The organism is Escherichia sp. MOD1-EC5990, assembly GCF_002965285.1.
GTDB classification, from domain to species: domain Bacteria; phylum Pseudomonadota; class Gammaproteobacteria; order Enterobacterales; family Enterobacteriaceae; genus Escherichia; species Escherichia coli_F.
On record NZ_PTRV01000010.1, the window covers coordinates 110130 to 123166 of the forward strand.

At 50.6% G+C, this 13037-nt stretch carries 14 protein-coding genes; 4 read left to right on the forward strand and 10 right to left on the reverse strand.

Translation table 11 applies throughout. The features are described from left to right. Positions 1 to 9 precede the first annotated feature (9 nt). The 7 genes from BEB42_RS13910 to BEB42_RS13940 all read right to left on the reverse strand — a co-directional run bounded on the left by BEB42_RS13910 (position 10) and on the right by BEB42_RS13940 (position 4337). Complete coding sequence (locus tag BEB42_RS13910; protein ID WP_001144101.1) at positions 10 to 507, reverse strand: glycoside hydrolase family 24 protein; 498 nt, start codon at positions 505 to 507, stop codon at positions 10 to 12. Continuing rightward, positions 507 to 788 carry a phage holin family protein gene (locus tag BEB42_RS13915; RefSeq protein ID WP_000123123.1) on the reverse strand — a complete coding sequence of 94 codons (282 nt, stop codon included), beginning with the start codon at positions 786 to 788 and terminating at the stop codon, positions 507 to 509. Before BEB42_RS13915 ends, BEB42_RS13910 begins: the two co-directional genes overlap by 1 nt. 3 nt (positions 789 to 791) lie before the next feature. Further along, the gene (locus BEB42_RS13920) at positions 792 to 995 is read right to left on the reverse strand and encodes a tail protein X (RefSeq protein ID WP_000846399.1); all 204 of its coding nucleotides are present in this window, start codon (positions 993 to 995) and stop codon (positions 792 to 794) included. Continuing rightward, positions 995 to 1504: a head completion/stabilization protein gene (locus tag BEB42_RS13925; RefSeq protein WP_000988633.1), complete on the reverse strand. Its 510-nt coding sequence runs from the start codon at positions 1502 to 1504 to the stop codon at positions 995 to 997. The genes BEB42_RS13920 and BEB42_RS13925 overlap by 1 nt, the downstream gene beginning before the upstream one ends. A gap of 99 nt (positions 1505 to 1603) precedes the next feature. Further along, positions 1604 to 2347 carry a phage terminase small subunit gene (locus BEB42_RS13930; protein WP_000203454.1) on the reverse strand — a complete coding sequence of 248 codons (744 nt, stop codon included), beginning with the start codon at positions 2345 to 2347 and terminating at the stop codon, positions 1604 to 1606. 3 nt (positions 2348 to 2350) lie between these two features. Beyond that, positions 2351 to 3424 (reverse strand): phage major capsid protein, P2 family, encoded by a 1074-nt coding sequence (locus BEB42_RS13935; protein WP_001248549.1) that lies wholly within the window; start codon positions 3422 to 3424, stop codon positions 2351 to 2353. 58 nt (positions 3425 to 3482) lie between these two features. After that, a complete protein-coding gene (locus tag BEB42_RS13940; RefSeq protein WP_001085959.1) occupies positions 3483 to 4337 on the reverse strand; it encodes a GPO family capsid scaffolding protein in 855 nt (284 codons plus the stop codon). 173 nt (positions 4338 to 4510) lie between these two features. On the opposite strand from BEB42_RS13940, the gene BEB42_RS13945 reads away from it, so the two are divergent. From BEB42_RS13945 to BEB42_RS13955, 4 genes are all read left to right on the forward strand, one after another. After that, positions 4511 to 6283: a terminase ATPase subunit family protein gene (locus BEB42_RS13945; RefSeq protein ID WP_105267421.1), complete on the forward strand. Its 1773-nt coding sequence runs from the start codon at positions 4511 to 4513 to the stop codon at positions 6281 to 6283. Beyond that, positions 6283 to 7317: a phage portal protein gene (locus BEB42_RS13950; RefSeq protein ID WP_000038157.1), complete on the forward strand. Its 1035-nt coding sequence runs from the start codon at positions 6283 to 6285 to the stop codon at positions 7315 to 7317. Before BEB42_RS13945 ends, BEB42_RS13950 begins: the two co-directional genes overlap by 1 nt. A gap of 503 nt (positions 7318 to 7820) precedes the next feature. After that, positions 7821 to 8270: an AAA family ATPase gene (locus BEB42_RS27025; RefSeq protein ID WP_272897075.1), complete on the forward strand. Its 450-nt coding sequence runs from the start codon at positions 7821 to 7823 to the stop codon at positions 8268 to 8270. 8 nt (positions 8271 to 8278) lie between these two features. Continuing rightward, positions 8279 to 10036, forward strand: coding sequence for an AAA family ATPase (locus tag BEB42_RS13955; protein WP_272897076.1), 1758 nt, complete (start codon positions 8279 to 8281; stop codon positions 10034 to 10036). A 223-nt stretch (positions 10037 to 10259) separates the two neighbouring features. On the opposite strand, the gene BEB42_RS13960 is transcribed toward BEB42_RS13955, so the two are convergent. The 3 genes from BEB42_RS13960 to BEB42_RS13970 are packed head-to-tail and all read right to left on the reverse strand — an operon-like array spanning position 10260 to position 13037. Continuing rightward, a complete protein-coding gene (locus tag BEB42_RS13960; RefSeq protein WP_105267422.1) occupies positions 10260 to 12551 on the reverse strand; it encodes a replication endonuclease in 2292 nt (763 codons plus the stop codon). Further along, on the reverse strand, positions 12541 to 12816 hold the full coding sequence (locus tag BEB42_RS13965) for a DUF5405 family protein (RefSeq protein WP_000027664.1): 276 nt from the start codon (positions 12814 to 12816) through the stop codon (positions 12541 to 12543). The genes BEB42_RS13960 and BEB42_RS13965 overlap by 11 nt, the downstream gene beginning before the upstream one ends. Further along, positions 12813 to 13037: a TraR/DksA C4-type zinc finger protein gene (locus BEB42_RS13970; protein WP_001113264.1), complete on the reverse strand. Its 225-nt coding sequence runs from the start codon at positions 13035 to 13037 to the stop codon at positions 12813 to 12815. Before BEB42_RS13970 ends, BEB42_RS13965 begins: the two co-directional genes overlap by 4 nt.

Below are 13037 nucleotides of genomic sequence, written 5' to 3' on the forward strand. Positions count from 1 at the left end.
TTACTCCGTTTAAGCCGGTACGCCGCCAGCGGTACGCCAGACGGTGACCAGTTTTTCCAGTGAATGCTCACGCTGACCGTAACCGGCTCCCGGCAGGGACGCCCAGATATTGCGACAGCGTGAAATGGCGCGCTCAATGCGTCCCGCCCGGATGTCATCCAGTGCACCGCGTTCACGGATCAACTGAATGGCAAGTCTGTCCTGTGACAACGGACTGAAATCCGGCAGGGCAAGCTGTTTGCGGTAGTGCGGCCAGAACAGGTAAAGCTGCTGATAGCGACCGGAGGCCGTGGATTTTTCACCGCGACGGTTAAACACTTTCGCCGGTCGGCCATGTGCGAACGGGTGGTCACTGTAGTCGGTGAAAATTTCCGGCTTCCCGTCCAGTCCGGTGACTATCACGTCATAGCCCCGGTTTTTCGTCAGCGGATGATTCGCCGTCCCTTCGGACACGGCCAGCATGTCGAGAAAGGCGGCGATATTCTGATGCGTGTTAATTACCGGCATTACGGTTTCCCCCTGCCCTTAAAACGGCGCTGAATGGCAATCTCAATCACCTGATAACCGGCGATACCCAGCATGGAGCCGATGCCGCACACCGCAGGCAGTGACAGGTCAGGAAACTGCACCAGAACAACACCGGCAACCATCGAGACAAAACCACCGAGCAACATGCGCCCGATAAACAGACGCGGGGTGATGGGTTCACCACCGGCAAGCACCTTGCCGACAACAATCAGCACCCCAATCATGAAAAGCGACAGGACGCTTTTTTCTTCTGCTGTCATGCGTTACTCCCACAGATTGACAGTTTCAGCCACGGGCGCGGTCTGAACGTCGGGCAGTTCGACGGCGGTGCCGTGTGGCAGCACCGCGCCCAGTTCAGCCAGTCCCGGATTTGCGGCGAGCACGGCCTCGACCACGCCCTCAGTGCGCCCGTAATACCGGACACAGATGGCGTCGAGCGTGTCGCCCTGTAGCGCAAAGGTCTTCATCAGATTTGACTCACGATGCAGCGTGGCTTGTCCTGAATGCGCGCCACTGCCCAGCGCATATCCCGCCACAGCTCATCAATGGTGCTGTCAATGCTGTCGGCCTTCTTGTCGCCTTTCGCACTGGCATCCACGCCGCGATAACGCTCATAAAGCGACGCGGTCGCCATCGCACACACGGCGCGCTCGTAGTAAAAAACTTTGATACTTTCACCGTCGATATCGTCCGCCGGAACGTCCGCCAGACGCGTAAAACCGGCGGCAATTTTCTGTTCGCGGTACTCGTACAGCTCCGCATTTGTTTCCGCCATGCCTGACTTGATGGCCTCACGCAGACGGGCGGGGGCGACGGTCTGCTCAAGACGCATACGTTCCCGGACGCGCTTCGGGTCGATATCGGGAAAAAAGAACGTGTTTTTAATCACCGGCTCGTCGCCTGCCGGTTGCGGGATGACCACCGTACCCTCACCGGACACGGGAGCCTCCTTTCGCGGAATAATCAGCGTCATCATGACTACCTCTGAAAAGTCGGGCGGTGGACGCCGGTGCAGTGTCAGGTGATTCACCCTCACTGACCGGCGTGCCGCCCTGGCGCGGGGCGCATTCGGTTGTTAACTGGCTTTCTTTTTCGGGCGTCCACGTTTTGCCGGTGTCACGCTCCGGGTCTTACGCGGGGCACGGGTGGCCGCTTTGGGTTGCGGCTCCGGCTTAGGTTTCAGCTCCCGCTCCAGTCGCTCAATCTCTTTTTTGACGCCTGCCTGACAGTCGAGCTGTGTCGCACGTTGCAGGTGAGCCAGCGCACCGGCGGCATCACCACCGTCACGCAGAAACAGACCGGTGATTTTGTGCAGCTTTGCGCGCACTTCATCAGGCATGTCAGCAGCGGCAGTCAGTTCAAGGGTCTCCGTCAGCAGGCGGGTATCCACAGACTCACCGGCCGCGTGGGCGCGCATGGCCGCAAGCGCCACCTCCTCGGTGAACATATACGGCGGGGTGCGGCGGTGTTTACCCGGCATGGTCAGACCGTATTTCAGGGCATAACGGGCAATCTCCAGCGCACCGGCAATATCGCCGGTATCCAGACGCCACAGCATGACCGTCATCAGAATGTCATCCTGTGCGCCTTTGCCCTGCTCCAGCACGCCGTTCACCCACGGCAACCAGAACGGCAGCAGTTCGCGCTTTTTCGCGGCCTTCAGCTCTTTTGAATAAATCGCTTTCAGTGTGCGCTGGTCTGCGGCCAGCTTGACCAGCATCTGCTCATAGACAGTTGCATGTCGCAGCGGGGCGGCTTCCCGCTGCGCGGTCATCGCTGCCGAGACCCGCATCATGTGGCGCTGTGCGGGACTCGTCATCGGTTACGCTCCCGGCTCTGCGGTCGCCTTAGCCGGTGTGGAGAAATCACCGACCTTAATTTTTTCCACCAGACAACCGGCGGCGTAGTCTTCCACCACGTAATCAATGTTCATTGACTCGTAGTTCTCCACGCGGTCGAGTTTCGGGTTTTCCACAATCACGCGGCGATGGCTGTCATCCATGTAGTAGATGGACAGGTTTTCCAGCTTCGTGATGAGCATCGCATCCGCCGGGAAGTACGGGACGCGTACCGCCGGCAGGTTACCGATGCGTTTCTGGCTGATGATGACGTCAGCGGCCAGCATTTCGCTGTTGTCCTGCTCCTTGTTAACGATGGGGAAATACTTGTCCGCCAGTAGCTGACGCCCCACAATCACCACAAGGTCAGGGTCTTCCTGATACCACGGTTCAATCAGGTTGTTGGTCGCATCCATCACCAGTGCATCAAGGCTGGCATAATCACCGCCCTTACCCACGCGGATGACCTCAGAGGTCGTGTGACCTTCCTCGTCAGTGACCTTGCTCATCACACGCGCCGGGGCTTCATTGCGGTATTTCTGCAGCCAGCCGACCGCCACATCCTGCAACATCGGATTACTGTTGCGGTCAGAGGTTTCTGCACGCTTCACGCCGTTAAAACCGGCCATGATGAAATCAAGGGACTGGCGTTTGATAATGGCGTTACGGATACGGAGCTGGAAATCCTGATAACGCGCCCACAGGTCCAGCGTTTTGTAGCGGATATAAAAATCGAAGTTAATCTGGTCGCATTCGTACTTGTTAGACGCCAGCTTCGAGAAGTCCTTCGGCTGACGCTCGGTGCCACCGGCGGTGTCGGTGGTGCTGGCGATGGAGCCGGTGACACCGATACCAATTTTTTCCCCTTTCATTTCGCTGACCGGCACAATGTTGATGCGGGTCAGAAAGTCAGAGGACTCCTGCATGGTGTTCATCAGGGTCTGGGTGACCGACGGTTCAACGGTGAATTTTTTCGACACATCACCGGCGTCGATGCCGTTCAGCTCGGCAACACGGGACAGGTAGGCATTAAATTTAAAGCGGGTTTCCTGGCGCATAGTTTTTCCTGAAATTAAGGGTTAATCGTGAAGGTTTTCCCGGACTGACTGACGCCGGTCAGCAGTTCGTCATCAGGGCGTCACCGCCACCACCGGTGGCCTTGCTGCGGCGCTGCTGGGTCAGACTTTCGGTGTGGTCGAGACTGTTTTTCAGGCGGGTGAATGCCTGGCTGGTTTCATCCGCCCTGTCAGTCACCTCCTGCTTAAGTGCGGAAAAGGCGGTTTCCATCTCAGCGAGGCGCTGCTCAGTGGCGCTCAGTTTTTCCTGCACATGTTCAGCAACAGCGGTCACCGCTTCATGCACGTCATTCAGACGGGCATCATCGCTGGCCTGTTTGCGGCCAAAAATGGACTTCACCTTTTCGGTCAGGACGGTGAACACTGTTTCAGGCAGGTCTTCAAATTCCAGCTCAACAGGCGTTGCCACTGAAATCAGGTTTTCAGGGCTTAATTTGAAGCGGTTCAGGGGGTTGTGTTTTGCCGTGCGGCAGAATTCCAGGTATTCCGTGCCGAGGCTTGCCGGGTCATCGGTGACGGCCAGACCCACCAGATAACATTTGCCGGTGTTGGCAAAGTTCGGCTGAATTTCCATTGAGGTGTAGACCTTCTGCGCGGCCTTGTTCATCGCGATAAGGTCATCGGTCGGGGTGATTTTCGCAAACAGCGCCCATTTGCCTTTCAGCGCCGAATCATCGTCAATCTTTTCGGCCTTAAGTTCGGCCACATCGCCATAACGTTTAAAAATACCGTCAGGCAGGATGCCGCGCAGATGTTCCAGGTTAATGCGGCAACCGTAGACACGCGGGTCAAAGGTTTCAGCCATTTCCTGAATATCCTGCGCACTGATGACACGCCCGTCACAGGTGTCACCCTCAACGCCGATACGAAAGAATTTTGAGACTTTTTTTGCCATTGTCAGGAGTCCTGAATAGTGATTAGAGGAGTCACATGTCGGCATCAGTTTCCCGACGATGCGCATCCTCCGCCATCAGTCCCGGATGGCTTATCACTGACACAACAGCACCTTAGCGAATCGCAGGGCGCGACTCAGTAGCCTTGCCGTGTATTCATCACGGCGAGGTATTCATGACCATCACCACAGACACCACTCTTTTACACGACCCGCGTCGTCAGGCGGCGCTGCTGTACTGGCAGGGATTTTCCGTGCCGCAGATTGCCGCCATGTTGCAGATGAAACGCCCGACAGTGCAGAGCTGGAAACAGCGCGACGGCTGGGCCAACGTTGCCCCCATCAGCCGTGTCGAAATGAGCCTGGAAGCGCGGCTGACCCAGCTCATCATCAAACCGCAGAAAACCGGCGGTGACTTCAAGGAAATTGACCTGCTGGGACGCCAGATTGAACGACTGGCACGGGTAAATCGTTACAGCCAGACCGGCAACGAGGCAGACCTTAATCCGAACGTCGCTAACCGCAACAAAGGCGGGCGGCGCAAACCGAAAAAAAATTTTTTCAGTGACGAGGCCATCGAAAAGCTGGAGCAGATTTTCTTTGAGCAGTCTTTCGACTATCAGTTGCACTGGTATCGCGCCGGGCTTGAGCACCGCATCCGCGATATCCTGAAATCCCGCCAGATTGGCGCGACGTTTTATTTTTCCCGCGAGGCGCTGCTGCGCGCCCTGAAAACCGGCCATAACCAGATTTTTCTGTCGGCCAGTAAAACGCAGGCGTATGTGTTCCGCGAATACATCATCGCCTTTGCCCGGCTGGTTGACGTTGACCTGACCGGTGACCCGATTGTCCTGGGCAATAACGGCGCAAAACTGATTTTTCTCGGCACCAACTCCAACACCGCACAGAGCCATAACGGCGACCTGTACGTCGACGAGATTTTCTGGATCCCGAATTTTCAGGTACTGCGTAAGGTGGCATCAGGTATGGCCTCACAGAGTCACCTGCGCTCGACCTATTTCTCCACCCCGTCCACGCTGGCGCACGACGCCTACCCGTTCTGGTCAGGTGAACTGTTCAACCGGGGACGCGCCAGCGCCGCCGAACGCGTGGAAATCGACGTCAGTCATAACGCCCTTGCCGGTGGGCTTCTCTGTGCGGACGGCCAGTGGCGGCAGATTGTCACCATTGAGGACGCCCTGAAAGGTGGCTGCACGCTGTTCGACATTGAACAGCTCAAACGCGAAAACAGCGCCGACGATTTTAAAAACCTGTTCATGTGTGAATTTGTTGACGACAAGGCGTCGGTGTTCCCGTTCGAGGAGCTGCAACGCTGCATGGTCGACACGCTGGAAGAATGGGAAGACTATGCGCCGTTTGCCGCCAATCCGTTCGGCTCCCGCCCGGTCTGGATTGGTTACGACCCGTCACACCGTGGCGACAGCGCCGGATGCGTGGTACTGGCACCGCCGGTGGTGGCCGGTGGCAAATTCAGAATACTTGAGCGTCACCAGTGGAAAGGCATGGACTTTGCCACTCAGGCGGAATCCATCCGCAAACTCACCGAAAAATACAACGTCGAATACATCGGTATTGATGCCACCTGCCTCGGTGTCGGCGTGTTCCAGCTCGTGCGCTCGTTCTATCCCGCCGCGCGCGATATCCGCTACACGCCGGAAATGAAAACCGCAATGGTGCTCAAGGCAAAAGACGTCATCCGCCGTGGCTGTCTGGAATATGACGTCAGCGCCACCGACATCACCAGCTCGTTTATGGCTATCCGCAAGACCATGACCAGCAGCGGACGCAGCGCCACTTATGAGGCCAGCCGCAGCGAGGAAGCCAGCCACGCCGACCTCGCCTGGGCGACCATGCACGCCCTGTTAAATGAGCCACTCACCGCCGGTATCAGCACCCCGCTGACATCCACCATTCTGGAGTTTTACTGATGAGCAAGAAAAAAGGGAAAACACCGCAACCTGCGGCAAAAAAAATGACCGCCAGCGCCCCGAAAATGGAGGCATTCACCTTTGGTGAGCCGGTGCCGGTACTCGACCGCCGTGACATTCTGGATTACGTCGAGTGCATCAGTAACGGCAGATGGTATGAGCCGCCGGTCAGCTTTACCGGTCTGGCGAAAAGCCTGCGTGCTGCCGTGCATCACAGCTCACCGATTTACGTTAAACGCAATATTCTGGCCTCGACATTTATCCCGCATCCGTGGCTTTCGCAACAGGATTTCAGCCGCTTTGTGCTGGATTTTCTGGTGTTCGGTAATGCGTTTCTGGAAAAGCGTTACAGCACCACCGGTAAGATCATCAGACTGGAAACCTCACCGGCAAAATATACCCGCCGTGGCGTGGAGGAGGATGTTTACTGGTGGGTGCCGTCCTTCAACGAGCCGACACCTTTCGCGCCCGGTTCCGTGTTTCACCTGCTGGAGCCGGATATTAATCAGGAGCTGTACGGCCTGCCGGAATATCTCAGCGCCCTTAACTCTGCCTGGCTGAATGAGTCGGCCACGCTGTTCCGCCGCAAGTATTACGAAAACGGCGCGCATGCCGGATACATCATGTACGTCACCGATGCCGTGCAGGACCGCAACGATATCGAAATGCTTCGCGAAAACATGGTGAAGTCGAAAGGCCGCAATAACTTTAAAAACCTGTTTCTCTATGCCCCACAGGGGAAAGCCGACGGCATTAAAATTATCCCGCTCAGTGAAGTGGCGACGAAGGACGATTTTTTTAATATCAAAAAAGCCAGCGCCGTTGACCTGCTGGATGCGCACCGCATCCCCTTTCAGTTGATGGGCGGCAAGCCGGAAAACGTCGGGTCTCTGGGTGATATTGAGAAAGTGGCAAAGGTCTTTGTCCGCAATGAACTTATCCCGCTACAGGACAGGATTCGGGAAATAAACGGCTGGCTCGGTCAGGAGGTCATCCGCTTTAAAAACTACTCACTGGACACTGACAACGGCTGAACATCGCCGCCTGCGGGCGGCTTTTTTACACCCCGTCATCACGCCCTCACACGCTCACCACCGCACAAAACACCCCGCAGACACACCAGCGCCTCAACGGGCAGACTAAGCGCCGTCACGACGCGCTGAGACGCTGAAAAAATAAAATCAGCACCACCGCCAGCGCGCAGTGCTTTCCCCGCCTCGCCCGCCCGCTTCATGGGGCGGTTTTAATGCAGTTGCATGATGAAACTGAAATCACATCAGCACTGACCGAAACTGACAAAAAGAATAGTATCTGACACATGCAAAAACACGCACTTAATATACGCCTATCTATAGCTCCTACAGGATTGTCAAAAAACGACCAACTCGTCATAGCGTAAACACATTTGGCTCAACGAACACTTACGTTATATGCCTCTTGAACATATCAAAGTCTTAAGGTAGATCTTTACCACTAAGTGGCTATATTAAGCTGCTTTTTTACATACAATAAAAGCTTTATCGTATGAGGCATAAAAATGGAACTTAGATTAAAAAATGTTACCAGTTATAAGAAAGACGCCTTCACAATACTGAATCTTGAAAAAAGAGTAAACATACTATACGGCCAAAATGGTTGTGGCAAATCTACCATTTCAAATTATTTCTACGACTCTACACACACAGATTATAACGAGTGTGAATGTACCCTTCTTGACAATTACAAACCTCTTGTTTACAACACTAAATTTATTGAAGATAACTTCTATAATGCACAGGAACAAAAAGGTGTTTTTACATTAAGTAAAGAAAATGCAGATATTGAAAAACAATTAATTGAAAAAGAAGCAATTAAACAGCAACTCACAGAGCAATATAGACAAAAAAAAGGAGTGTTATTGAAATTAGAAGCAGAAATGGAAAAAAAAGAAAATGAATACATCGAATCGATCTGGAAAAAACAGAACCAATCAGAAACTCTGTACTAAAAACCTTAATGAAAGGTAAAGTTGGCTATAAAAGACCTTTTTTTGAGATGATAAAATCATCCTCACCAATCACCTTTATTAATTTAAATGATATAGCAAAAGAATACTCTATACTATTAGAAAATAGAAACAATGAAACCGCATTAATAACTCCTTTACATCCATATATCCCATCAATTGATGATGTAAATACATTAGCAACACCTATAATAGATACAAGCAATAGCTATTTATCAGAAACCATTAATAAACTTCATAATCTTGACTGGGTAAAAAAAGGTAAAGAACATTATTTAGACGGTTCTACATGTCCGTTTTGTCAGGAAAAAACTATTAGTCACGAATTTTTAAATGCCCTTAAATCAATATTTGACGAAAGTTATTCAAAGAAAGTAAAACATCTCTCAGATATAAAGTCAGTTTATGAGAAAAATACCATATATCATTTTAACGAAATACAAAACAATATATCATCATGTGCACTAATCAATGAGAAAGATAAAGAGAACATTATTTCCAATATTAAAATATTGCAAAACATTGCAGAAAAAAATTTAATAAACATTATTGATAAGATCAACAATCCATCAACATGCGTTACATTAGAAATTGATAAAGAACTAGAAAATCATGTTCAGGAAAGCATAGGCGCTGTTAACAAGAAAATAAGAGACATAAATGATAAGGTTAAAAAACTCAAAGAGTATGAGAATAAAATCGGAAAACAAGTTTGGGGGGCTCTCCATGCTTTTTGCAGCGATGATTTAGAGAATTTATCCAAACACAAAGAAAAATTCTTTGATATCAAAAAGAAAGTTCATGATGAATTAAATAATATTGAGCAACAAGGAAAAGAAAATAATCTCACAATAAAAGCATTGCGAGATAAAATATCTAACATTGATTCTACGATAGACTCAATAAACACCCATTTAAAAAATCTAGGGATCTCTGGTTTTTGTATTGAAAAACATGCAGAAAGAAAAGATATGTACATTATATCTCGACCAGGGCATACAAAAAACCAAAATGTTTATAGATCTCTTAGCGAAGGTGAAAAAACACTAATAACGTTTCTTTATTTTTTAGAGTGCTGTAAAGGTAAAACCGATAAAAATGATACCGATAGCAGGGATATTTTTATTGTTATTGACGATCCAATATCTAGTCTATCGCAAAACTATGTCTACGACATCGCATCAATTATTCATCACCACATTATAAAAAATGAATTAACAAAGAAGGTATTAATCCTTACTCACAATCTTTATTTCTTTCATGAACTTATTAAGCTATCTCCTAAAAGCAGAGAAGACAAACTATTTAAGAAAAACTATTATCTAGGTAGAGTAACGAAAAATGATTTTAGTATAATTACTGAAATACAAAAAAACAGCATACAGAATGAATATCAATCTTTGTGGCAAATATTAAAAGATGCAAAAGATGGCAAAGCAAACAAAATCATAATACCGAATATTATGAGAAACATACTAGAATATTATTTTGCATTTGTTCATAGAACAGATGCTCTACAAGATGAATTAACAAAGTTGGCACGCGACGATAGCAACAGTGATTTCAAAGCATTCTACAGATACATTAACAGAGGTTCTCACTCTGATGCGGTAAATATTACTGATATGGGCGACATAGACCCAGATAAATACCTAAAACAATTGAGAACAATATTTTCAGCTACTGGTGACGAAATGCATTATTTAAAAATGATGGACGAACTAGAAGAGGAGAACGTTACCGCTTAGGCCGCATATTATCGTTTTGGGTAAGAACGACGGTGCTTACGCACCGTCTCCCAACGCCCAAAGCGGTAGCGGTTGTACTGGCGTACATTCACTAGCTTTAACATGAGGCAATCTCCATGCCAGCACTATTGTTGCCAATAGCAGCCTTTATACCCTTTGTACAAAGCTAATACCAAGAGTAATGCAAAGTAGATGTCCCAAGCGGTAACGGGGCTATTCTATGTCAAACACAGAAAAAATCAAAGCGCCCTATGAATCCCCCCCAACCATCAGCGACCGGATACGTGAATTTTTTCCCGTCATAATTTACGGTCGCTCCACGCGCCAGCGCCTCAAGCTCCCATCGCTGCGGCATGATACCGTTCTGAGCAAGGTCAACGCGGATACGGGTGATTTGCAATCGTTCAGACCTGGTCAGTCTGGCAGATGGTGCAATTTCATGCGGTTTTAACGGGCTTCCGTTTCTTTGCTGACGGTTTGGCGTTCTCAGGTCGTATTTTAATGCGCCCCTGAGCGCCCTCACGACCTCCGGTTCATTCCATTCAATAACACCGTCATCAACCAGATTAAGCACTGCTGCGGCGTGCTCAGAAGGTGTGGGAGCCGGTAACGAAGTATCACTACCGGTGAGCTTTCCACAGTTATTGACAGGACTCCGAGGCGCGGCGATGCCGCTTTTTAAAGTCAAAGGCTCAACGACCGGAACTTTCGGCACAATGCGCCAGTCCGTCGTTCTGGTGATATGAATATGACGCGCGCCGAGATGCGGCGCGTAAATGCCGACCACTCTCTCGACTTCTTCCTCGTACTCGTTAACGTCATCCGACGGGCTACGGGCAACCCTGACAGTCTGACAATCGCGCGGGACATTTGCCCCACCCTGCGCGCTGATATACAACGCAAAATCACCACTGTCTGCGGCAGCGCGAGCAGCCTCGACGCGTTCGTCAAACTCATCAGCAATACTGACGCCGCGAGGCAATTTGCGTAGTTCACGGTAAGCCCCCATTGTCGGCAGGCCAACCGTTTTAAATTGCGGAATTCGCCACGTTGACGCCCATGCGGTAACAGCCGCAGCAGTATCTTTCAGCGGCCTGCCGGTATCATTATCGAGCTGACCATCCAGTGCATAGCCATCGATGTTTTTTGAGATGTATTTTGCGATATACCCCGCAGCACCGCCCCGGTTAAGATGTTTTGCCTGAAAACGGTTTCGCGCGGCTCCTCTTTCGTCGCCATCCTCTTTGAGCGCATAGCGACGCATGATTTCGATAATCTGGTTACGCTGGCGTGGATTACAAAAAAGCATCATATGCCAGTGCGGCGTTCCGTCGTGGTGTGGCTCGACGACACGCAAACCGTAGACCTGTAAATCATTATCCTTGAATGCCGTGCGCATCAGGCTCCAGATATGGCAGAGATAACGCTGCGCATCCTTTGGATTAAATGCCTCATCGTTCCAGCCGTGATTTAGCTGGACGGTTTTACTTTCGCCTTTTCCGACCTGACGTGTCGGGTGATACTTTGACGGCGCGGTAAGCGTGATAAACATCCCCACATCACCCTCTGCGGCGGCGTAACGCTCAATACCGGCAATGGTGTTCATCAGCTCCATCCGGCGAATTTCAGGATTAGAAATACTGCCCATCACCTTACTGATAAGGTCGATGCGTTCGCCGGTTTCCCTGTTTTCAAGGTCACACGATTTAAGAAATTCCAGATTTGCCTGGCGGCGTGCACGCACATCACGAATGGCATGTTTACTGGCATAAGGTGAACGGTCTTTATTGACCTCCCCGACAGCAATCAGTAACGCCTCATGCCAGCGCATACGCTGGCCTTTAAGCTGACTAATCCACCACTCATCGTTAAACAGGCGGGCAATGGCAGAATATGCCTGCCTCGTGGTCATCTGTCCTTTACGGTATTTTTTCCAGTAGAGCGGGGAAATATTGAAAGCACGTGCAGCGCCAGCAACATGACCATAGAGGTGAGCCTGCGCCTCATCCGTAAACAGCGATTCTTTTTCGCCATGCGCATCCACCCAGGCATCGCAGAGTTCCTCATACATCATGAAAAGCTGCGATGAGATACGGGCGGCAAACTTTTTCAGCTCCTTATCATTCATCCCCGGCAGACGCGCATAATGGTCACGCTCTGCCAGAAACAGCAACGACGCGTCGGTGTTCATTTCATGGCGCTGATTCACACGCTCAATGCGCGGCCATAAACGACGCTGAAAAGTGGATGTGAGGAAATAAAACCCGTGCACCGGGCTTTTATTGCGCCGGATGTAGTCATAGCGTGAAGTAAACAGCGAGCGCAAAAAGTAAGGCAGGCGGTTAATCGTGGATAAAACACCTTGCACCTGACGCATCTCGTCACGTGTAAGGGGTCTTTCGCGCCCGACGGCCTCGCGTGGCGCGTTCCATGCATAAGCACCGGTAAACGTCTTACCGGTGCCTGCGGCAAATGCTGACGGAGGGACAAAACGCCCGGAGGCTTTAACGGCCATATGAGCCAAAAGCCTCTGAACAACGCTTGCTGAGTTGCTCAACCTGCGCGTTTAAATCAGCAAAAGACTTTGCGCTTCCGGTCAGAATATCGTGATGCATCAGGCCGGAAACGAGCTGGCTTAATTTCGGGTAATAACCAACCACCGCCAGCCATTCCTGACCGGCGTTTTTACCGCTTTCCGCTCTCTTTTTCTCGTGGAGAATAAACTGAAAGCTGTCACTGGTAACGACATAACGTTCGCCAATTTCAATACGAATACTCATGCCGTTCTCCGGTAATGTTTGTTTTTTGCTTCAAAGACTGACTGACAGGAAACACAACGCGTGGCTGACGGATAAGCCGCACGACGGGCAGCAGGTATTGGCGCGTCACACTCTTCGCAAACCAGCGCAGAAGCACCGCAATGTTTTACCCTTGCCGCGTTAATCTGGCGCTCCAGTAATTCAGCCTGTTGTTCCTGAATAAAATCTACGTTGTCCGGCAT